This window comes from Nocardia sp. N2S4-5 (assembly GCF_044628355.1).
Taxonomy (GTDB): Bacteria; Actinomycetota; Actinomycetes; order Mycobacteriales; family Mycobacteriaceae; genus Nocardia; species Nocardia wallacei_B.
In genome coordinates, this window is the sequence record NZ_JBIUPM010000001.1 from 5,753,039 (window position 1) to 5,778,344 (window position 25,306).

Annotated in this window: 1 protein-coding gene (only partly in view); it reads left to right on the top strand. The window is 70.9% G+C overall.

Annotation, left to right across the window (positions count from 1 at the left end; genetic code table 11):
• On the top strand, nucleotides 1-25,306 hold the start of the coding sequence (locus ACFMRZ_RS26640; protein WP_400181192.1) for a non-ribosomal peptide synthase/polyketide synthase. 26,390 nt of this gene lie beyond the right edge of the window; 25,306 of the gene's 51,696 nt are visible here — the first part of the coding sequence; its start codon is at nucleotides 1-3; its stop codon lies off the right edge, out of view.

Below are 25,306 nucleotides of genomic sequence, written 5' to 3' on the forward strand. Positions count from 1 at the left end.
TTGGACCGGCTGGATTTCGGCGGCAACGGCGAAGCTGGCAGCGAGGTGACGCCCACGCCGGTTTCGGGGGACGAGCTCTTTCCCCTCTCGCCGGCGCAGCTCGGTATCTGGTATGCCCAGCATCTGGATCCGCAGGTGCCGATCAACATCGCCCAGTACGTCGACCTGCGGGGCGATCTCGATCGTGAGATCCTGCGGCGAGCGTGCATCGACTCCTCGAACGAACTCGATTCGGGCTTCATGTGCCTCGCCGAGCGCGACGGCGAGCCGATGCAGTACATCGACCCGACCATCCCGGACCGGGACGAGATCGTCTATGTCGACCTGCGCGGCGAGGACGACCCCGAGGCGGTCGCGCACGAGTGGATGCGCGCCGAGTACAGCCGTCCGCTGAACCTGCTGACCGACCGCCTGATCCGGCTCGCCGTCCTGCAACTGGGCGACGACCACTGGTTCTGGTACCTCCGGGCGCACCACATCGTGCTCGACGGCTTCAGCGCCATGAACTACCTGAACCGCGCGTGCGAGCTGTACACGGCGTATCTGAACGACGTCGAGCCCAAGCCGTACCGGCCGACCAAGCTGCGCAAGCTGGTCGAATCGGAATTCGAGTACCGCGAGAGCACTCGCTTCCAGGCCGACCGCGAGCACTGGGCCCAGCGGGTCGAGGGGCTCGAGGAGGGTTCCAGCCTGGTCGGCCGTTCGGCGGCCCCCGCCCCGGTCAACGGGGTGGCCAGCGCGGCGCTGACGCCGGAGCAGACCGAGCTGCTGGACGCGGCCGTGCAGCGGCACGACTCGTCCCCGGCGGCACTGCTGATCGCGGGCTTCGCGGCCTACCTGGCGCAGTGGACGAGCAGCGAAGAGGTGATCCTGAGCCTGCCCGTGACCGCGCGCACCACCGCGATCATGCGGCGCTCGGGCGGCGTCTCCTCCAACATCGTCCCGCTGCGGCTGCCGGTCGGTTACCGGACGACCCTCGCCGATCTGCTGAAGTCGGTGATTGTCGAGGTGTCCGGCGCCCTGCGGCACCAGCGCTACCGCCACGAGGACATCCGGCGCGACAGCGCGGGCGGCGAGGCGGTCACCAAGGAGTTCTTCGGTCCCTGGGTCAACATCATGTTGTTCCAGGACGAGGTGGCGCTGGGCCCCGTGGTCGGTCACATGCACGTGCTGTCGACCGGTTCCATCGAAGACCTGGGCGTCAATTTCTATCAGTCGATGGGCGGCACCGTCTCGCACATCGACTTCGAGACCAACCCGAACCTCTACACCGAAGACGAAGCGCACCGGCATCATTCGCGCTTCCTCGAGTTCTTCGACCGATTCCTGGCGGCCGACGCCGACCAGGTGCTGTGGGAACTCCCGATCACCACCGAGTCCGAGCTGGACCGCACCCTCGCGGCGTGGAACGACTCCGATCACGAGGTGCCCGACACGACCCTGGCCGCCCTGGTGGCCGACGGCGTCGCCGTGCGCCCGGACGCCGTCGCGCTCGACTACGAGGGTGACGAGCTGACCTACGCCGAATTCGGGGCGCGGGTCAACCGGCTGGCCCGAGCCTTGATCGCCGCCGGTGTCGGACCGGAATCTCTTGTCGCACTGGGTATGCGGCGCTCCCTGGACCTCGTGATCGGCATGCACGCGGTGCTGCAGGCCGGTGGCGCGTACGTGCCGATCGACCCGGACCATCCGGCCGAACGCACCGCCTACATTCTCGAATCGGCCACTCCCGTCTGCGTTCTTACCGTGTCGGGCGACGAGGTGGAGCTGCCGGAGTCGGTGCGGCGGGTGGAGATCGACACCCTGGATACCGCGGGCTTGTCCGACGCCCCGATCACCGACGCCGACCGTGTCGCGCCGCTGCTACCCGGCAACACCGCCTACGTCATCTACACCTCCGGCTCCACCGGACGGCCGAAGGGCGTGGCGGTCACCCACCGCGCCATCGTCAACCAGCAGCTGTGGATGCTCGACGCGTACCGGCTGACCGGCGACGACGTCTACCTGCAGAAGACCGCGACCACCTTCGACGTATCGCTGTGGGGCTACTTCCTGCCGCTGCTGGTCGGCGCGAAACTGGTGATCGCGACGCCGGACGGGCACCGCGACCCGGTCTACGTCGCCGAGACCATCGCCCGCCACGGCGTGACCGTGACCGACTTCGTGCCGTCCATGCTGACGGTGTTCGTCTCGCACGCCACGCCCGACCAGATCGCCTCGCTGCGCGCCGTTTTCGTCATCGGTGAGGCGCTGCCGCCGGAGACCGCCGCGGGCCTGCGGGCGATCAGTTCGGCCGGTCTGCACAACTTGTACGGGCCGACCGAGGCCGCGGTCTCGGTGACCTATTGGGAGGCAACCGAATCCGACACCACGACGGTGCCGATCGGTGTTCCCGAATGGAATGTCGAAGCCTTCGTGCTGGATTCGCGACTGCGGCCGGCCGCGATCGGCGCCCCGGGCGAGTTGTATCTGGCGGGGCGTCAGCTGGCCCGTGGTTATCTCGGGCGTCCCGACCTGACCTCGGATCGGTTCGTCGCCAATCCGTTCGGGGACGGCGAACGGCTGTACCGCACGGGTGACCTGGTGCGGTGGACGACGCGGGGCGTACTGGAGTACATCGGGCGCACCGACTTCCAGGTCAAGTTCCGTGGACAGCGGATCGAGCTGGGTGAGATCGAGACCGACCTGCTGGCCCATCCGGCTGTCGGTCAGGCCGTGGTGCTGGTTACCGACACCGCCACCGGACAGCAGCTCGTCGCGTATGTCGTTGCCGTGCCGGGGGTTTCGGTCGATCCGGCCGAGTTGACCCGGTTCGTCGCGGAGAAGCTGCCCGCCTACATGGTGCCCGCGTCGATCATGGTGCTGGACGCGCTGCCGCTCAACACTTCCGGCAAGCTGGACCGCAAGGCCCTGCCGGAACCGGTGTTCAGCGCCGACGCCGCCGGGTACCGCGCGCCGCGCAACCAGGTCGAGGAGATCGTCGCGGGCGTCTTCGGCGATGTGCTGGGGCACGACCGCGTCGGCATCGACGACAACTTCTTCGACCTGGGCGGCAACTCGCTGGTCGCGACGCAGGTGGTGGCGCGGATCTCCGCGGCGTTCGGCATCCAGCTGGGTGTGCGCGCGCTGTTCGAGACGCCGACCGTGGCCGCGCTCGCGGTGCGCGTCGAATCCGCCACGCCCGCAAGTGTTTCCCGCCCGCCGCTGGTGGCGCAGCCGCGTCCGGACCGGGTGCCGCTGTCGCTCGCGCAGCAGCGGATGTGGTTCATCAACCAGTTCGACCCGACCGTGCCGACCTACAACCTGCCCTTCGTGGTGCGGCTGCGCGGCGAGGTCGACCTGGACGCGCTGCAGGCCGCGCTGCTGGACGTGATCGCCCGCCAGGAGTCGCTGCGCACGGTCTTCCCCGAATCCGAGGACGGCGGCTACCAGCAGGTGGTGCCGATCGAGCGGGTCGACCTCGGCATCGAGGTGCGCGAGACGGCCGCGGCCGAATTGCCCGGCGTGCTCGCCGAATTCGCCTCCACCGGCTTCGACGTCTCCCGTGAACTGCCGATCCGGGTCCGGGTGCACCGGGTGCCGGGGGCCGAGCACGGGGACGACTACGCGGTCGCCATCGTCGTGCATCACATTGCCGCCGACGGCTTCTCGTTCGGTCCGCTGGCCCGCGATGTCGCCGCCGCCTATCTGGCGCGCGCCAACGGACAGGAGCCCGCCTGGGCCCCGCTGCCGGTGCAGTACGCCGACTTCAGCCTGTGGCAGCGCGAACTGCTCGGCGCCGAGACCGACCCGGATTCCATCGCCTCGCGGGAGATCTCGCATTGGCACCGGGCGCTGGCCGGTCTGCCGGACCAGCTGGATCTGCCCACCGATCGCCCGCGGCCGCCGCTGCAGAGCTTCCGCGGTAGCCGGGTCACCTTCGATATCGACCCGGAACTGCACGCGCAGCTGACGAGTCTGGCTCGGGCGCAGGGCGTTTCGCTGTTCATGGTGCTGCACTCGGCACTGGCGGTGCTGCTGGCGCGGCTGTCGGGCACCGGGGACATCGCGATCGGCAGCCCGGTCGCCGGCCGCGGCGAACAGGCCCTCGACGACCTGATCGGCATGTTCGTCAACACCCTCGTGCTGCGCACCGAGGTGGACGGCGCCGAACGCTTCACCGAGTTGCTCGGCCGCACCCGCGACACCGACCTGGCGGCCTTTGCCAACGCGAACGTGCCGTTCGAGCGCCTGGTCGAGGTCCTCAACCCGACCCGCTCCCAGGCGCGGCACCCGCTGTTCCAGGTGATGCTGTCGTTCCAGGAGCTGTCGCACGCCACCATGGAGATGGCGGGCCTGACGGTCTCGGCGGAGGAACTCGACGTCGATATCGCCAAGTTCGACCTGGTCTGGACGCTGACCGAACAGCGCGGCAGCGACGGCGTGCCCGCCGGGGTGTCGGCGGTGGTGTCCTATGCCACCGATCTGTTCGACGAGTCCACCGTCGCCGAATTCGTCCACCGCTACCTGCGCGTGCTCACCGCGGCCGTCGCCGCGCCCGAGACCCGGGTGCGCGACATCGAGATCCTCGACCCCGCCGAGCGGCGCACCGTGCTCACCGAATGGAACCGCACGGCCCACGAATTGCCCGCTGTCGCAGGCGAATCGCCGGTCACCGTGCTGGACCTGTTCGCGCGGCAGGTGGAGCTGCGTCCGCACGCCACCGCCCTGATCTTCGATCCGAGCGACCGTGACGACGAGTTCGGCCCGGTCCGCGAGCTGACCTACGCGGAGTTCGCCGAGCGCGTGAATCGCTTGGCGCGCAAGCTGATCGACGCGGGCGTCGGCCCCGACTCGCTGGTCGCCGTCGGGATGCGGCGCTCGGTCGACATGTATGTCGCCGTCTACGCCACCCTGGCCGCCGGCGGCGGCTACGTGCCGATCGACCCGGATCATCCCGCCGAACGCACCGAGTACGTGCTCGGCAGTTCGAAGCCGGTGGTGCTGCTCACCACGACCCGGGACGACGTCACCGCCGACGACTGCCGGATCATCCACGTCGACACGATGGATCCGAGCGAGTTCGACGCCGCGCCGATCACCGCCGCGGAGCGGCTGCGGCCGCTGCGCCCGGACCACATCGCGTACGTGCTGTACACCTCCGGATCGACCGGCCGCCCGAAGGGCGTGGCGGTGTCGCATGCCGCGATGGCGAACCAGATCTCTTGGAAGATCGCCGAATTCGGCCTCGACGAGACCAACGTCGCGCTGCACAAGACGCCGTTCACCTTCGACGCCTCGCTGTGGGAACTGTTCGCCACCCTGGCCGTCGGCGCCAAGGTGATCGTCGCCGTGCCGGACGGTCACCGCGACCCGATGTACCTCTCCGAGGTCATCGCGCGGCACCGGGTCACGCACACCTCGTTCGTGCCGTCGCTGCTGCCGGTCTTCGCCTCCAGCGCCTCCACCGAGGAGTGCCTGTCGCTGCGCGCGGTCTTCGTCGGTGGCGAGGCGTTGCCGCCGTCGACCGTGAGCGCCTTCCGGCGGTTCAGCACCGCCACCATTCACAACCTCTACGGCCCCACCGAATTCACGGTCAACGCCACCTCGTGGACGCTGCCCGCCGAGAACGGCTACACCGCGGTGCCGATCGGCCGCCCGGTGTGGAACGCGCAGGCCTACGTGCTCGACGAGAGCCTGCGCCCGGCGCCGGTCGGGGTGCCCGGCGAGCTCTACCTGGCGGGCGCCCAGATCGCCCGCGGCTACCAGGACCGCGCGGACCTGACCGCGGAACGCTTCGTCGCCAACCCCTTCGGCGCGCCCGGCAGCCGCCTGTACCGCACCGGTGATCTGGTGCGCTGGACGACGCAGGGCGTCCTGGAGTACATCGGCCGCACCGACTTCCAGGTGAAGTTCCGCGGCCAGCGCATCGAACTCGGCGAGATCGAGGCCGCGCTGCTGGATCACCCCGACGTGAACCAGGCCGTGGTGCTCATCATCGACACCGTCACCGGCGATCAGCTGGTGGCCTATGTGGTGCCCGCGCCGGGCGCCGAGGTCGACACCGAATCGGTGCGCGCCGCACTGGTGCAACGGCTTCCGATCTACATGGTGCCGTCGGCGATCGTGGCGCTGGCGGAGTTCCCGCTCAACGCCTCCGGCAAGCTGGACCGCCGGGCACTGCCCGCACCGCTGTTCGCGGTCTCCGAATTCCGTGCTCCGACAACGCCGATCGAGGAAATCGTCGCGCAGATCTTCGGCGAGGTGCTCGGCGTCGCGCGCGTCGGCGTGGACGACGACTTCTTCGATCTGGGCGGCAACTCGCTGATCGCGACCCAGGTCGCCTCCCGCCTGGGCATCGCGCTGGACACCCGGGTGCCGGTCCGAATGCTGTTCGAGGCCAGCACCGTTGCCGCGCTCGCGGCGCGGGTGGAGTCGCACGCCGGAGACGGCGCGCGCAAGGCGCTGGTTGCCCGCGAGCGTCCCGAGCAGGTGCCGCTGTCGCTGGCACAGCAGCGCATGTGGTTCCTCAACCGCTACGACACCTCCTCGGCGGTCAACAACATCCCGGTCGCGATCCGGCTCTCCGGCGATCTGGATGTGGCGGCGCTGCAGGTCGCGGTCATCGACGTGATCGACCGGCACGAGTCGCTGCGCACCGTGTTCCCCGAGACCGGCAGTGCGCCGGTGCAGGTGGTGCTCGACGCCGCGCAGATCGTTCCGGACCTGACGCCGGTCCCGGTCAACGAGGGCAACCTGATCGCGCACCTGATCGAGCTGGCCTCGATGGCATTCGACGTCACCAACGAGGTGCCGCTGCACGCCCGGCTGTTCGAGGTCAGCGAGTCCGAGTACGTGCTCGGCATGGTGGTGCACCACATCTCCGCCGACGGCTGGTCGATGGGCCCGCTGGCCCGCGACGTGATGATCGCCTACGCCGCGCGCACCATGTGGGAACAGCCCGCGTGGGTGCAGTTGCCGGTGCAGTACGCCGACTACGCGCTGTGGCAGCGCGAGATGCTGGGCTCGGAGGACGACCCGAGTTCGCTGATCTCCGACCAGATCCGGTACTGGCAGCGCGAACTCGCCGATCTCCCCGACGAATTGGTGCTCCCCGCGGATCGCCCGCGGCCCGCGGTGGCGTCCTACCGCGGCGGCGTGCACTCGTTCGTGATCGCGCCCGAGACGCAGGTCCGCCTGCTGGAACTCGGTCGCAGGCACAACGCGTCGCTGTTCATGGTCATGCACAGCGCGCTGGCGGTGCTGCTGGCCCGGCTGTCGGGCAGCTCCGACATCGCCATCGGCACACCGGTCGCCGGTCGCGGTGAGGCCGCGCTCGACGACCTGATCGGCATGTTCGTCAACACGCTGGTGCTGCGCACCGACGTCGACGGCGCCAAGACCTTCGCGCAACTGCTGGCGCAGGCCCGCAACACCGACCTGCAGGCGTTCGCGCACGCCGACGTGCCGTTCGAGCGGTTGGTCGAGGTGCTCAACCCGGCGCGGTCGCAGGCGCGGCACCCGCTGTTCCAGGTGGCGCTGTCGTTCGAGAACCTGCCGGAGAACACCTTCGAGCTGCCCGGATTGCGGGTCTCCACGGTCGATTTCGAGGTCGACACCGCGAAATTCGATCTGGCCGTGACCCTTCGGGAGGCCGGGCAGGGCTCCGACGGCGGCATGCTGGGCGAGATCTCCTTCGCCCGCGACCTTTTCGACGACGACACGGTGCAGGAGTTCGCGGGCCGCTTCATGCGGCTGCTGGAGGAGATCACCGAGCGGCCGGAACTGCCGGTCGGCGAACTGGAGATCCTCGCGGCGGCCGAGCGCGCCGAACTGCTGAACCGGACCGGTGGCCCGGCCGTCGCACCGCGCACGATGCCGGAGCTGATGGCGGCGGCCGCGGAGGCCGACCCGCGGCGCCACGCCGTGGTGTTCGAGGGCCGCGCGCTGACCTACGCCGAGCTGGACGAGTCGTCCGCACGGCTCGCGCGGGCGCTGATCGCCCGCGGCGCCGGGCCGGACGTGCTGGTGGCCGTGGCGATTCCGCGGTCGATCGAGCAGGTCCGGGCGGTGTGGGCGGTGGCCCGCGCCGGTGCGGCGTTCCTGCCGGTCGATCCGGCGTACCCCGCCGACCGCATCACCCACATGATGTCGGATTCCGGTGCGCGCCTGGGCATCACGCTCGCCGCCGAGGTCGACGGGCTGCCGCCGATCGCGGACGGCGAGTGGCTGGTGGTCGACGCGCCGGAGTTCGCGGCCGAGGTCGCGGCGCAGTCCGCCGACCCGGTCACCGACGCCGATCGCACGGGTGTGCTGCACCCCGAGCACATCGCCTACGTGATCTACACCTCCGGCTCCACCGGTGTGCCCAAGGGCGTGGTGGTCAGCCACGCCGGTCTGGCGAACTTCGGCGCCGAGCAGGTGGAACGCTATGGCCTGGACGGCGATTCGCGCGCCCTGGCCTTCGCGTCGCCGTCGTTCGACGCCTCGGTGCTGGAACTGCTGCTGGCCGTCGGCTCGGCCGGCGCGCTGGTCGTGGTGCCCCCGGGCACCTACGGCGGCGACGAACTCGGCGAGCTGATCTCCCGCGAGGGCGTCACGGTCGGCCTGATCACGCCGTCGGTGCTGGCCTCGCTGGATCCGGCGGCGCTGACCGGCATGCGCGCCATCATCGCCGGCGGCGAGGCGCTGTCGGCCGATCTGGTCGCGAAATGGTCTGTGGTGCCCGGTAATTCGGGTGAGCGCCGACTGCACAACGCCTACGGCCCGACCGAGGCGACGATCGCCACCAACATCAGCGGCCGCCTGCTGCCCGGTGAACTGGTGACCATCGGCGGCCCGGTGCGCGGCATGCGCGCGCTGGTGCTCGACGCGCGGCTGCGGCCAGTGCCCGAGGGCGTCGTCGGTGAGCTGTACGTCGGCGGCATCCAGCTGGCGCGCGGCTATCTCGCGCGCCCGGCGCTGACCGCTGACCGCTTCGTGGCCGATCCTTACGGCGCCCCGGGCGAGCGGTTGTACCGCACCGGCGACGTGGTGCGCTGGCGGCGCGACGGCGCGGGCGACCCGGTCGTGGAATACGTGGGCCGCAACGACTTCCAGGTGAAGATCCGCGGTTTCCGCATCGAACTGGGCGAGATCGACGCCGCGCTGACCACCCACCCGGACGTGGACTTCGCGGTGACGATCGGCCGCAACAACGACGCGGGCTCGACGTTCCTGGTGTCCTACGTTCGCCCGGTCGCCGGGCACGCCGTGGATGTCACCGCGCTGTCGGCGCACGTCGCCGACCGGCTGCCCGCCTACATGGTGCCGACGGCCATCATGGTGCTCGACGAGATCCCGCTGACCCCGGTCGGCAAGCTGGACCGCAAGGCGCTGCCGGAACCCGAACTGGCGCCGCGCGACTTCCGGGCCCCGGCCACGCCGCTCGAGGAGATCGTGGCGGGCATCTTCGCCGATCTGCTCGGCGTCGAGCGCGTCGGCGCCGATGACGACTTCTTCGCCCTCGGCGGCAACTCGCTGATCGCCACGCAGGTCACCGCCCGGCTGGCCACCGCGCTCGACGCGGAGGTCGGGGTGCGGGTGCTGTTCGAGGCGCCGACGGTGGCCGGACTGGCCGCCCGGGTCGGGGCCCGCGCGGGAACCGGTGTGCGCAAGCCACTGACGGCCCGTACCCGGCCCGAACGCCCGCCGCTGTCGCTGGCACAGCAGCGCATGTGGTTCCTGAACCGGTTCGACACCGATTCCGCCGCCAACAACATCCCCGTCGCCGTCCGCTTCACCGGCGATCTCGATCTGGACGCGCTGCGCGGCGCGGTCGCGGACGTGGTGGCGCGGCACGAGTCGCTGCGCACCATCTACCCCTCCGCCGACGGCATCGGCTACCAGCAGGTGCTGCCGTCCGCCCAGGCGACCCCGGACATCGACGTGGTCGCGGTGCACGCCGACGAATTGCTGTCGGTGGTCGGCGAATTCATCGCCCGCGGATTCGACGTCACGGCGGAACCGCCGGTGCGGCTGCGCGTCTACGAACTCGGCGCCGACGACCGTGTCCTGGTCGTGGTCGCCCACCACATCGCGGCCGACGGTTTCTCGATGCGCCCGCTGGTGCGCGACCTGATGACCGCGTACCTGGCACGCACCGCGGGCCAGGTACCGGACTGGTCGCCGCTGCCCGTCCAGTACGTGGATTACGCGCTGTGGCAACGGGATACGCTCGGCTCCGAGGACGATCCGCGGTCGCTGATCTCCGAGCAGCTCGACTACTGGCGCGGCGCGCTGGCCGGTCTGCCGGACGAACTGCGCCTGGCCACCCGGCCCCGCCCGGCGGTCGCCGCGTATCAGGCCGGGACCCACCGGTTCCAGGTGCCCGGCGCGCTGGTCGACGGTCTCGGCGCGGTCGCCCGCCGGCACGGCGCCACGCTGTTCATGGTGGTGCACAGCGCCTTCGCGGCCCTGCTGGCCCGGTTGAGCGGTACCTCCGACATCGCGATCGGCACGCCGGTCGCCGGTCGTGGCGAGCAGGCGCTCGACGACCTGGTCGGCATGGTGGTCAACACCCTCGTGCTGCGGAACGAGGTCGACACCGGCGCCCCGTTCACCGAGTTGCTGGCCCAGGCGCGCGAGCGCGACCTGGCCGCGTTCGCGCACGCCGGCGTGCCGTTCGAGCGGCTGGTGGAGGTGCTCGAGCCCGCCCGCGCGCCGGGCCGCCACCCGCTGTTCCAGGTGATGCTGACGTTCCAGAACCTCGGCCACACCGCGCTGGAACTGCCCGGCCTGACGGTGTCCGAACTCGGCGTCGACACGCCTACCGCGAAGTTCGATCTGCAGCTGACGCTGTCCGAGCAGGCCGGCGACGCCGCCGCGATGGACGCCGAACTCGTCTATGCCGCAGACCTTTTCGACGCGGAGTTCGCCGAGACCTTCGTGCAGCGGTTCCTGCGCGTGCTGAACAGCGTCGCCGCCGACCCGACCCTGCGCGTCGGCGATCTGGAACTGCTCGACGCCACCGAGCACACCCTGGTGCTGCGGTACTGGAACGACACCGAGTTCCCGCTGGACGCGGCGCTGCCGCGGGTCTCCGACGACGCCGCCGCGACCCTGGTGTCGCTGTTCGAGGCCCAGGTGGCGCGCGGTCCCGAGGCGACCGCGGTGACGTTCGAGGGGACAAGTCTGTCCTACGCCGAGTTCGCCGCCCGGGTGCACCGGCTGGCGCGCTGGCTGATCGACGCCGGTGTCGGTCCGGAATCGCTTGTCGCCCTTGGCATGCGGCGCTCCATCGAGCTGGTCGTCGGCATGTACGCGGTGACCGCGGCCGGTGGCGCGTACGTGCCGCTGGACCCGGACCACCCCGCCGACCGGACCCGCTACATCCTCGACACGGCCCGGCCGGTGCGGGTGCTGACCACCTCGCGCGACGCGGCCGACCTGCCGAGCGACGACCGCGCGGTGGAGATCGACCGGCTGGAGCTGGACGAATTCGCGGACGGGCCGCTCACCGACGCCGATCGCGTGACGCCGCTGTACCCGTCGAACACCGCGTACGTGATCTTCACCTCCGGTTCGACCGGCCGCCCGAAGGGCGTGGCGGTGAGCCACGCGGCCATCGTCAACCGCCTGGTGTGGATGCACGCCCAGTACGGCTTGGCCGCCGACGACGTGGTGGTGCAGAAGACCCCGGCGACCTTCGACGTGTCGGTGTGGGAGTTCTTCTGGCCCTTGCAGGTCGGCGCCCGGCTGGTGGTGGCCAAGCCCGACGGCCACCGCGACCCGGTCTACCTGGCCGACCTCATCGCGGCCGAGGGCGTCACGGTCACCCACTTCGTGCCGTCGATGCTGGCGATCTTCGTGAGCACCGAGGGTTCGCGGCAGGAGGCACGCCGGGAGGACGAGGAGCTGAAGCTCCGCAACGTCTTCGCCTCCGGTGAGGCGCTGCCCGCCGCCACCGCGCAACGACTGCGCGAGCTGACCGGCGCGCGCCTGCACAACCTGTACGGCCCGACCGAGGCCGCCGTCGACGTGACGTATCACGAGGTCACCGACGCCGACACCGGCTCGGTGCCGATCGGCGCGCCGGTGTTCAACACCAAGGTCTACGTGCTCGACGACCGGTTGCAGCCGGTCCCGGTGGGTGTCGCGGGTGAGCTGTATCTGGCGGGCGCGCAGCTGGCGCGCGGTTACGTGGCACGTCCGGACCTGACCGCCGACCGATTCGTCGCCAGTCCGTTCGGCGACGGTGAACGCCTGTACCGCACCGGCGACCTGGTGGTGTGGACCCCCGCCGGTGAGCTGGAATACCTGGGCCGCACCGACTTCCAGGTGAAGCTGCGCGGCCAGCGCATCGAACTGGGCGAGATCGAGTCGGCGCTGACCGCTCTCGAATCGGTCGCCCAGGCGGTGGTCGTGGTGCGCGCCGACGAGCGCGCCGGTGACCAGCTGGTGGCCTACCTGGTGCCCGCCGCGGGCACGTCGATCGCCACGGAATCGGTGAAAACCGAACTGTCGCAGCGACTTCCGGTGTACATGGTGCCGACGGCGTTCGTGGTGCTGGACGAGTTCCCGCTGAACGCCTCCGGCAAGCTGGATCGCCGGGCGCTGCCCGCGCCGACCTTCGCCGCCAAGGTGTTCCGCGCGCCGGTCACCCCGGCCGAGCAGGCCGTGGCCGACACCATAGGCGAACTGCTCGGGCTGGAGCGGGTCGGTCTCGACGACGACTTCTTCGAACTGGGCGGCAACTCGCTGATCGCCACCCAGGTCGCCGCCCGCCTCGGCGCGGCCCTCGACACCGAGGTGCCGGTGCGCCTGCTGTTCGAGGCCTCGACCGTGGTCACGCTCGCCGCGCGCGTGGAATCGCATGCGGGACAGGGCGGCCGGACTCCGCTCACCGCGCGGCAGCGCCCCGAGCCGGTGCTGCTGCCCGGTGGTGAGCAGGCGCGGCTGGTGCCGCTGTCGCCCGCACAGCAGCGGATGTGGTTCCTGAACCGGTTCGACAGCCGCACCGCGGTCAACAACATCCCGATCGCGGTCCGGATGAGCGGCGAGCTCGACGTGGCGGCGTTCGCCGCCGCCGTGCGGGACGTGCTCGCCCGGCACGAGTCGCTGCGCACCGTCTACCCCGAGGTGGAGGGCGTCGGCTACCAGCGCGTGCTGTCCGTCGGCGAGGCGGCGTTCGACCTCGCCACCGAGACCGTCGCGGCGGACGAGCTGCCCACCCGGGTGGCCGCGCTTGCCGGGGTGTTCTTCGATGTCACCCGCGATCTGCCGTTCCGGGCCACGCTGCTCACGACGGCCCCGGGCGAGCACGTGATGGTGCTGGTGGCCCACCACATCAGCGCCGACGGCTTCTCGCTGCGGCCGCTGCTGCGCGACATCGTCGCCGCCTACACCGCCCGCGCGCAGGGCGAGGTCCCGCAGTGGGCGCCGCTCGAGGTGCAGTACGCCGACTACGCGCTGTGGCAGCGCGAGGTGCTCGGCGACGAGCGCGACCCGCAGTCCCAGGCGGCCCGCCAGATCGCCTACTGGACCGAGCAATTGCGCGATCTGCCCGATCAGCTGGAGCTGCCCACCGACCGGCCGCGGCCCGAGGTCGCCTCCAATGCCGGTGCCACGCACGAGTTCTCGATCGACGGCGAACTGCACACGGCGCTGGTGGAACTGGCCCGTTCGCGCGGCGTGACGCTGTTCATGCTGATGCACGCGGCCCTGGCGACCTGGGCCGCGCGTCAGGCCGGCAGCACCGACGTCGCCATCGGCACCCCGATCGCGGGCCGCGGCGAGCGCGCCCTCGACGACCTGATCGGCATGTTCGTCAACACGCTGGTGCTGCGTACCGAGGTGCGCCCCGGCGCGAGCTTCACCGAACTGCTCGACGAGGTCCGCCGCACCGACCTGGCCGCGTTCGCGCACGCCGACGTGCCGTTCGAGCAGCTGGTCGACGTGTTGAGCCCGGTGCGCTCGCAGGCGCACCACCCGCTGTTCCAGGTCGCGCTGACCTTCGAGGCGGCCGGGCAGCAGGACGCCGCCCGCGTCGCGCTGCCCGGACTCGACCTCGAGGTGGTCGAATTCGACGCGGGCACAGCGAAATTCGATGTGCAGCTGACGGTCGGCTCGGCGGCTACCGGCAGCGATCTGGCGCTGTCGTGGAACTACGCCACCGATCTGTTCGACCCCGAGACGATCACCGCGTTCACCGACCGCTTCGTGCGTATCCTGCGCAGCATCGCCGAGGATCCGGCCGCGGTCGTCGGCGATATCGACCTGCTCGGCGAGGCCGAGCGGCTGGACGTCTCGCAGCGCTGGGTCTCCTCCGGAAAAGACGGACAGAGCGGGCGTTTCGACGATCGCACCGCGACGCTGTCGGACCTGTTCGACGCCGCCGTGGCCGCGCACTCCGACCGGGTCGCCGTCACCTTCGGCGACGACCGGGTCACCTACGCGTCGCTGGATCAGCGCGCGAATCAGCTGGCGCGCAGGCTGATCGAGGACGGCGCGGGCCCGGAGACGCTGGTCGCGGTGCTGCTGCCGCGCTCGGCCGATCTGGTGGTCGCGCTGCTCGCGGTGATCAAGACCGGTGCGGGCTACGTGCCCGTCGACCCGAACAACCCGGCCGAACGCATCGCCTACGTGCTCGCGGACTCCGCGCCCGCGAGCGTGATCATCGACAGCAGTGTGGATGTCGAGTTGCCGCCGGGGCTGCCGCGCGTGCTGATGGACGACTTCGGCATGGACGTCCCGGATGTCGTCGACGCGGGCGAGGGCCCGATCACCGACGCCGACCGGATCGCGCCGCTGACCGCGAAGAACATCGCCTACGTCATCTACACCTCCGGATCGACCGGCCGCCCCAAGGGCGTCGCGGTCGAGCATCGGAACGTGGTGCGGCTGTTCGCCAATACCGATCGCGAATTCGGATTCGGCCCCGGCGACGTGTGGACGATGTTCCACTCCTACGCCTTCGACTTCTCGGTGTGGGAGCTGTGGGGCCCGCTGCTGTTCGGCGGCACCCTCGTGGTGGTCGACTACTACACCTCCCGCTCGCCGGAGCAGTTCCTGGAACTGCTGCGCCGCGAACGGGTCACGGTGCTCAATCAGACCCCGTCGGCGTTCTACCAGCTGGCCGCCGCCGAACTCGCCGAGGAGCAGTCCTACCACCCGGACTCCGAGTTGCGGCCGCTGTCGCTGCGCTACGTCGTCTTCGGCGGTGAGGCGCTGGAGCTGCGCCGTCTCGCCGATTGGGTTGCCCGCCACGGTGATTCGGTGCCGCGGCTGGTCAACATGTACGGCATCACCGAGACCACGGTGCATGTGTCCTACCGCGCGCTGGACGCCGCCACCATCGCCGCCGCCACCGGCAGCGTGGTCGGCCGGGCGATCGCCGGGCTGCGGGTCTACGTGCTGGACAACCGATTGCGCCCGGTGCCGGTGGGCGTGGCCGGGGAGATGTACGTCGCCGGACCGCAGCTGTCCCGCGGTTACCTGGGCCGCGCGGATCTGACCTCCGCCCGCTTCGTGGCGAACCCCTTCGCGGGCGACGCGGACGACTCCGGGTCGGTGCTGTACCGCACTGGCGACGTGGCGCGCTGGAACCGCCGCGGCGAGTTGGAATACCTCGGCCGCGCCGACGATCAGGTGAAGGTCCGCGGCTTCCGCATCGAACTCGGCGAGATCGAGGCCGCGGTGCTGGCCCAGCCGGGCGTGGCGCAGGCCGCCGTGATCGTCCGCGAGGACCAGCCCGGCGACCAGCGCATCGTCGCCTACCTGGTGCCCGATCGCGACACCGCGCTGGAACTCGAGGCCGTCCGCGACGGCGCCGCCGCGGATCTGCCGTCCTACATGGTGCCCTCGGCGTTCGTGGTGCTGGACCGGATCCCGTTGACCGTCAACGGAAAACTGGATCGTCGCGCGCTGCCCGCCCCGGCCGTGCAGACCCGCGCCTTCCGGGCGCCGGAGACCCCGGTGCAGGAGACGGTGGCCGCGGTCTTCGCGCACGTGCTGGAACTCGCCCGGGTCGGCCTGGACGACGACTTCTTCGCGCTCGGCGGCAACTCGCTGAGCGCCACCCGTGTGGTCGCGCGAATCGGCACCGAACTGGGCATCTCCGTCGCGGTGCGCGCGCTGTTCGAGGCCCCGACCGTGGAGGCGCTGGCGGCGCGGCTGGAGTCGCACACCGGCGGCGAGTCCCGCCCGCGCCTGGTGGCGCGGGAGCGCTCGGCGACGCAGCCGGTGCCGCTGTCGTTCGCACAGCAGCGCATGTGGTTCCTCAACCAGTACGACACCTCGTCCTCGGCCTACAACCTGCCGCTGGCGATCCGGCTGTCCGGCGAATTGGACAGCGCCGCACTGAAGTTGGCCATCTTCGACGTGGTGCGGCGGCACGAGTCGCTGCGTACCCGCTACCCGGAGCAGGACGGCGCCGCCACCCAGGTGACCGTCCCCGCCGAGCAGATCGCGCTGGATCTGCTGGCGTACCCGATCGCGGAGAGCGAACTCGCCCGCGCGGCAGGCGAATTCGCCTCGGACGGCTTCGACGTCGCCGAGGAGGTGCCGCTGCGGGCCCGGCTGTTCCGGGTCGAGACCGACGGCGCCACCGGGCAGGTGCAGGACGAACACGTACTCGTGGTCGTCGTGCACCACATCGCGGCAGACGGCTTCTCGATGGGCCCGCTGGCCCGCGACGTCCTGACCGCCTACACCGCGCGCACCCAGGGCACGGCCCCGGGCTGGGCGCCGCTGCCGGTGCAGTACGCCGACTTCGCGATGTGGCAGCGCGAGGTGCTGGGATCCGAGGACGATCCGCAGTCGCTGCTGGCCGCGCAGGTCGGCTACTGGCAGCGCGCGCTGGACGGGATCCCGGACGAGCTGACCCTGCCGGCCGACCGGCCGCGGCCCGCCGTCGCGTCCCACCGCGGCGCGACGCTGCACCGCAGCCTGTCGCCGGAGCTGGTATCCAAGCTGGAAGATGTTGCCCGGCAACGGGGTTCGTCACTGTTCATGGTGATGCACAGCGCGCTGGCGGTGCTGCTGGCGCGGCTGTCCGGTGGTGACGACATCGCCGTCGGCACGCCGATCGCGGGCCGCGGCGAGGCCGCGCTCGACGATCTGGTCGGTATGTTCGTCAACACCCTGGTGCTGCGCACGGGGATCGAGGCGGCCGAGCCGTTCACCGCGCTGCTGGACCGGGTGCGCCACACCGACCTGGAGGCCTTCGGCAACGCCGACGTGCCCTTCGAGCGACTGGTGGACCTGCTGGCGCCGGAGCGCTCGCAGGCTCGCAACCCGCTGTTCCAGGTGGCGCTGTCGTTCCAGAATATGGAACGGCCGACGCTGGACCTGCCCGGCCTGACCGTGTCGGCGCTGGATCTCGAGGAGAACATCGCCCGCTTCGACCTGCAGTTCACGCTCTCGGACCAGACCGCGGCGAACGGCATGGCGCTGGCGCTGACCTACGCGACGGAGCTGTTCGACGAGTCGACGGCCGACGCCATCGTGACGCGCTGGCAGCGGGTGCTGGAGTCGGTCGCGGCCGATCCGGAGATCGCGGTCGGCGCCATCGACATCCTGGACGCCACCGAGCGCGCGGACGTGGTGGCACGCACCGGCGGCCCGGCGGTCCCGGCGCGCACGCTGCCCGAGCTGCTGGCCGCCGCGGTCTCCCGCGATCCGGCGGCGACGGCCGTGGTGTTCCAGGGCGCCCGGCTGTCCTACGGCGAGCTGGATCAGCGGTCGAACCGCTTGGCGCGCTTGCTGATCGAGCGCGGCATCGGCGCCGAGGATCTGGTGGCGATCGCGGTGCCGCGGTCGGCGGACTCCTACTTCGCCGAGTGGGCGGTGACCAAGTCGGGTGCGGCGTTCCTGCCGATCGACCCGACCTACCCGTCCGACCGCATCGAGCACATGCTCACCGACTCGGGTTCGCCGGTCGGTCTGACCGTGGCCTCCGTGCGCGATCAGCTGCCGGATTCGGTCGAGTGGCTGGTGCTCGAGGACCTGGATCTGGACGCCCACGCCGCCGCGGCCGTGACCGACGAGGATCGAGTGCGGCCGCTGCGTCCGCACAACCTCGCGTACGTCATCTACACCTCCGGTTCCACCGGTGTGCCCAAGGGCGTCGTGGTGCCGCACGCCGGTCTGGCCAACTTCAGCGCCGAGCAGGTGGCACGGTACGAGCTCGACTCCGATTCGCGCGCACTGCATTTCGCGTCGCCGAGCTTCGACGCGTCGATCATGGAGCTGCTGCTCGCCGTGGGGCCCGGGGGCGCCCTGGTGATCGTCCCGACCGGCGTGTTCGGCGGCGAGGAGCTGTACGAGCTGATCCGGCGCGAGCAGGTCACCCACCTGTTCATCACCCCCGCGGCGCTGGCGACGCTGGAGCCGCACAACCTGGACAGCCTGCGGGTGCTGGCGGTCGGCGGCGAGGCGTATTCGCCCGAGCTGCTGGCGAAGTGGGCCGTGCCGCTCGGTGACAGCGGCGTGGTCCGCGCGTTCCACAACATCTACGGCCCGACCGAGACCACCATCGTGGTCAATATCGGCGAGTCGCTGCTGCCCGGCGACGCGCTCACCATGGGCGGACCGAACCGCGGCATGCGGTCGCTGGTGCTGGACAACCGGTTGCAGCCGGTGCCCGACGGGGTAGCCGGTGAGCTGTACGTCGCCGGCATCCAGGTCACGCGCGGTTACCACGCGCGCGCCGCGCTGACCGCCGATCGCTTCGTCGCGAACCCGTTCGTGCCGGGTGAGCGGATGTACCGCACCGGTGACGTGGTGCGCTGGACCTCGCGGCCGCGTCCCGCCGGTCACACCGAATACCGCCTGGAATACGTCGGCCGCTCCGACTTCCAGGTGAAGGTGCGCGGTTTCCGCATCGAACTGGGCGAGATCGACACCGCGCTGACCGCGCACGAGGCCGTCGACTTCGCCACCACCATCGGGCACAAGAACGTCGCGGGCGCGGTCGTGCTGGTGTCGTATGTGGTTGCGGCGCCGGGCCGTTCGATCGACACCGCGGACCTGAAGGCGCACCTCGAGGAGCGGGTGCCGACCTACATGGTGCCCTCCTCGATCATGGTGCTGGACAGCATCCCGCTGACCCCGGTCGGCAAGCTGGACCGCCGGGCGCTGCCGGAACCGGTCTTCGAGACCGAGGCGGAGTTCCGCGCGCCGCGCACGCCGCTGGAACGGACCATCGCCGAGGTCTTCGCCGAGGTGCTCGGTACGCAGCGGGTCGGCGTCGACGACTCGTTCTTCGCCCTCGGCGGCGACAGCATCGTCTCGATCCAGCTGGTGTCGCGGGCCAAGGCGCGCGGCGTCATCTTCACGCCGCGTGACGTTTTCGAGCAGCGCACCGTCGCCGGGCTGGCGAGCGTCGCCGAAACCGGCAGCGCGACCGGCGATGCCAAGCCGGTGCTGGCCGAGCTGCCCGGCGGCGGCGTCGGCACCATGCCGCTCACCCCGGTGGTGCGGTTCATGGTGGAGCGGCCGGGCTCGTTCGGTCGCTTCAATCAGACGCTGGCACTGGAGCTTCCGGTCGGCATCGACCGCGCCGGGATCGCCTCGACGATCGGCGCGGTCGTGGATCGCCACGACATGCTGCGGGCGCGGCTGCGCCGGCACGCGGGCGCGGAATGGATCGTGGAGACCGCCGCGCCGGGCACCGTCGACATCGACGCGCTGCTCGAGCGGGTCGAGTTCGACGCCGCCGCCGACGACGCCGAGCTGTTCGAGATCGCCTCCGCCGCACTGGATTCCGCGCTGGACCGGCTGGATCCCGAAGCGGGCGTGGTGATCCGGTTCGTGTGGCTGGAGCCGAGCACGGCCGATCGTTCCGGTCGTCTCGTCGTGATCGCCCACCACCTCGTCATCGACGGTGTGTCGTGGCGCATCCTGGTGCCGGACTTCGTGGCGGCCTGGGGACAGCTGTCGTCCGGGCAGACACCGGAACTCGCCGCGCCCGCCACCAGCATGCGCACCTGGGCGCACGCGCTGGAGCGGCAGGCGGCCGAGCGTGGCGCCGAGCTGGACCGCTGGCGCGCGGTGGTCGAAGGACCCGACCCGCTGCTCACCGAGCGGCCGCTCGATCCGGCCGTCGACGTGTCCGGCGTGCTCGAGCGGCATCGGGTCGAGGTGTCGGCCGAGACCACCCGCGCCCTGCTGAACACCGTGCCCGAGCTGTTCCACGGCGGTGTCAACGACGGTCTGGTGACCGCGCTGGCGCTGGCGGTGGCGAAGTGGCGGGCGAGCCGTGTCGCCTCGGGCGCCGGTGATTCGGTACTGGTCCGGATGGAGGGCCACGGCCGTGAAGAGGACGTGGTGCCCGGCGCGGACCTGTCCCGCACGGTCGGCTGGTTCACCGCGATTTTCCCGGTGCGATTCGACCTGTCCGACATCGACATCGACGCGGCGCTGACCGGCGGCCCGGCCATGGGCCCGGCGGTCAAGGCCATCAAGGAGCAGTTGCTCGCGGTCCCGGACAAGGGCCTGGGCTACGGCCTGCTGCGCTACCTGAACCCCGAGACCGCGGCCCGGCTTCCCGAGCAGCTGCCCGGCCAGGTGAGCTTCAACTACCTGGGCCGGGTCGCCGAGGGCGCGGTGCCCGAGGCGATGCGCGGCTTCGGCTGGATTCCCGCGGCCGAACTCGGCGCGCTCGGCGGCGGCTACGACGCCGACATGCCCGTGATGGCGCCGCTGGACATCAACGCCATCGTGGTCGGCGACCAGCTGTCGGCCAATATCGGTTACCCGACAACGCTGCTGAGCGAGGCCGAGGTCGCCGAGTTCGGCCGGTTGTGGGTCACGGCGCTGGAAGCCGTGGCGCGCCATGCCGATTCGGCCGAGGCCGGTGGGCACACCCCGTCGGACTTCTCGCTGGTGCGGGTCGGGCAGCGCGACATCGACGGCTGGGAGCAGCGCTTCCCGGCCCTGCGCGAGGTGTGGCCGCTGTCGCCGCTGCAGGCGGGCCTGCAGTTCCACGCGCAGCTGGCCGCGGCGTCGGTCGACGTGTACACCGCGCAGGCGGTACTCACGCTGACCGGACGCCTCGACGCGGCCCGGTTGCGTTCGGCCGCACAGGCTCTCGTCGACCGCTACGAGAATCTGCGCACGGCCTTCGTCACCGACTCCGACGGCAACCCGGTCCAGCTGGTGCTGAACAACGTCGAGGTGGCGTGGGCGGAATTCGACCGCCGGGCCACCGGCGACGCGAGCGATCTGGTCGAGGCCGACCGGATGAACCGGTTCGACCTCACCGAACCGCCGCTGATCCGGTTCACCCTGATCCAGGTGGCGACGGACCGCTGGCAGCTGGCCGTCTCGAACCATCACATCCTGCTCGACGGCTGGTCGATGCCGCTGCTGATGCGGGATCTGCTGGTGCTGTACGCCACTCGCGGCGACACCGGCGCGCTGCCGGCCGTGCGCTCCTACCGGCACTTCCTGGAATGGATTGCGCAGCAGGATCATTCGGCCTCGGTCGCGGCGTGGGCGCATGCCCTGTCCGGCGTGTCCGAGCCGACGCTGCTGACCCGGCCGGACGCCGGGCGCGAGATCACCGCGCTGTCGGGTGAATACCTCTTCGAACTCGACGAGGCGACCACCGCCCGGCTCACGGCGCTGGCCGCCGACCTGGGCGTCACCGCGAACACCGTGCTGCAGGCGGCGTGGGGAATCCTGCTGGGCCGCTGGACCGGTCGCTACGACGTGCTGTTCGGCACCACCGTGTCCGGCCGACCGCCGCAGCTGTCCGGCGTGGAGTCCATGGTCGGCCTGTTCATCAACACGGTGCCGGTGCGCGTGCGCTTCGACGAATCGGAGTCTGCGCGGGAGCTGCTGGTGCGCACCCAGGGCCAGCAGGCGGACCTGCTGGACCACCACTACGTGGGGCTGGCGGAGATCCAGGCCGCCGCGGGTGTCGGCGGACTGTTCGACACCCTGGTGGTGTTCGAGTCCTACCCCGTCGACGCCGAGGGCATCCAGCGGCAGGCCGCCGACATCGACGGCATGGCGGTCACCGGCCTGGACGCCACCGACGCCACGCACTACCCGCTGACGCTGATCGTGCAGCTCGACGCGCAGCTGCGGATCCGCGCCGGTTACCTGCGCGACCTGTTCGACGAGGACACGGTGCGCCGCGTCGCCGACCGGCTGGTGCGCGTGCTCACCGCGATCACCGCCGATCCCGACGCCCCGGTGGGCGGCATCGAACTGCTCGAGACCGCCGAGCGGGAGCGGATCGTGGCGCGCTGGAACGCCACCGATTTCGATCTCGCGGCCGTGCTCGCGGACGCCTCGGTGCCGAACGCGACCCTGCCCGCCATGTTCGCCGAGCAGGCCGAACGTACGCCGGACGCGCCCGCGGTGACGTTCGAGGGGACAACTCTGTCCTACGCCGAATTCGCCACGCGCGCACACAAACTGGCACGCTGGCTGATCGAGCGCGGCGTGGGCCCGGAGACCCTGGTGGCCCTGGGCATGCGGCGCTCCGCCGATCTGGTCGTCGGCATGTACGCGGTGACGCTGGCCGGTGGCGCCTACGTGCCGCTGGATCCGGACCATCCGGCCGAGCGCACGCAGTACATCCTGGCCACCGCCGACCCGGTGTGCGTGCTCACCTCCGACGAGGACCTGGCCACCGACACCGCCCAGGTCCGCATCGACCTGCTGGACCTGTCCGGGTATTCGGCGGCGCCGATCAGCGATGCCGACCGCCGCGCGGCGCTGCGGCCGGAGAACACGGCCTACGTGATCTTCACCTCCGGCTCCACCGGACGGCCCAAGGGCGTGGCCGTCTCGCACGCGGCGATCGTGAACCGCCTGGTGTGGATGCAGTCGGAGTACGGGCTCACCGCGGACGATGTCGTCCTCCAGAAGACGCCCGCCACCTTCGACGTGTCGGTGTGGGAGTTCTTCTGGCCCTTGCAGATCGGCGCTCGGCTGGCGGTCGCCCGGCCGGACGGCCACCGCGACCCGGCCTACCTGGCGGAGCTGATCGCCGCCGAGGGCGTGACGGTGACCCACTTCGTCCCGTCCATGCTGACCGTGTTCGTCACGGAATTGGAATCCCGGCAAGAAGCACGCCGGGAAAGTGGTGGGCTGGACAACCCAGGTGGCGAGAGCCTGCGCCTGGTGTTCGCCTCGGGTGAGGCGCTCACGCCGCGGTCGGCGCATCGTCTGCGCGAGCTGACCGGCGCCGAGGTGCACAACCTGTACGGCCCGACCGAGGCGGCCGTCGACGTCACCTATCACGAGGTCGTCGACGCCGATATCGAGTCCGTGCCGATCGGGCGACCCGTGTTCAACACCCGGGTCTACGCGCTCGACGCGCGGCTGCGCCCGGTTCCGGTGGGTATCGCGGGTGAGCTGTACCTCGCGGGCGATCAGCTGGCCCGCGGCTACGTGGCCCGCACGGACCTGACGGCCGACCGTTTCGTCGCGAACCCGTTCGGCCCCACCGGTTCCCGCATGTACCGCACCGGTGACCTGGTGATGTGGAACGCCGACGGCGAGCTGCAGTACCTGGGCCGCACCGACTTCCAGGTGAAGCTGCGCGGCCAGCGCCTCGAACTGGGCGAGATCGAGGCCGCGCTGACCGCGCTGGACGAGGTCGCGCAGGCGGTCGTGGTGGTGCGCAGCGATCAGCACACCGGCGATCAGCTGGTCGGCTATGTCGTTGCGGCATCCGGCTTTTCGATCGATGTCGAGACCGTGCGCGAGGACCTCGGGCAGCGGCTGCCCGCCTACATGGTGCCCTCGGTGGTGCTCGTGCTCGACGCCCTGCCGCTCAACGCCTCCGGCAAGCTCGACCGCCGCGCGCTGCCCGCGCCGGTGTTCGAGGCGGCCACCTTCCGGGTGCCCACCACGCCGGTGGAGGAGATCGTGGCCGGCACCTTCGCCGAGGTGCTGGGCCTGGAGCGGGTCGGTCTGGACGACGACTTCTTCGCCCTCGGCGGCAACTCGCTGATCGCCACCCAGGTGGCGGCGCGGTTGTCCTCGGCGCTGAACACCCAGCTCGGGGTGCGCGAGATCTTCGAGGCGTCCACGGTCGCCGCGCTGGCGGCCCGTGCCGAGTCGCCCTCGGGCGCCGGCATGCGCAAGCCGTTGACCGCGCAGCCGCGCCCCGAGCGGCTGCCGCTGTCGCTGGCGCAGCAGCGCATGTGGTTCCTCAACCGCTTCGATCCCGGCTCGGCCGTCGACAACATTCCCGTGGTGGTGCGGCTGTCCGGACTGCTCGACCGGCAGGCGCTGCAGATCGCGGTCGCCGATGTGCTGGCGCGGCACGAATCGCTGCGGACCATGTACCCCGAGATCGACGGCGAGGCGTTCCAGGAGGTCGTGGCGACCGGCCGGGTGATCCCGGACCTGACGCCGATCGATGTCACGGAGAACGAACTGCCGCTGCGGCTTTCGGAGCTGCTGCTGACCGGCTTCGATGTCACCGTCGAGGTGCCGTTCCGGGCGGGGCTGTTCGAGGTGAGCCCGACCGAGCACGTGCTGGCGATCGTGGTGCACCACATCTCCGCGGACGGCTTCTCCATGGGCCCGTTCGCCCGCGACGTGATGACCGCCTACAGCGCCCGCGTCGACGGCGGCGAGCCCGCGTGGCAGCCGCTCGAGGTGCAGTACGCCGACTTCGCGCTGTGGCAGCGCGATGTGCTGGGTTCCGAGGACGACCCGGAATCGCTGATCTCGCAGCAGATCTCGTTCTGGACCCGCGCGCTGCGCGGTGTGCCGGAGCAGTTGGACCTGCCTTCGGACCGGCCGCGTCCGGCGGTCGCCTCCGGGCGGGGCGCGGTGCACACCTTCGACATCGACGCCGAGATCCAGGCAAATCTGGCCGAATTCGCGCGCAGCCGGGGCGGCACGCTGTTCATGGTCGTGCACGCCGCGCTGGCGGTGCTGCTGTCGCGGTTGAGCGGCGAGTCCGACATCGCGATCGGCACCCCGGTCGCGGGCCGTGGCGAGCGAGCGCTCGACGACATGATCGGCATGTTCGTCAACACGCTGGTGCTGCGCACCGAGATCGACGGCGCCACCACGTTCACCGATCTGCTGCAGACCGTGCGCGCCGAGGACATCGCGGCCTTCGGCAACGCCGATCTGCCGTTCGAGCGGCTGGTCGAGATCCTGAATCCGCGGCGGTCGCAGGCGCGCAACCCGCTGTTCCAGGTGATGCTGTCGCTGCAGAACACCCGCCAGATCACCCTCGAGCTGCCGGGCCTGACCGTCGGCGGGCTCGAATTGCCCATCGAGACGGCGAAATTCGATCTCGCGGTGGAACTCACCGAGCGGATGCGGGCCCCGGAGCCGGACGGCAACGGGACCGCCGTGCCGGCGG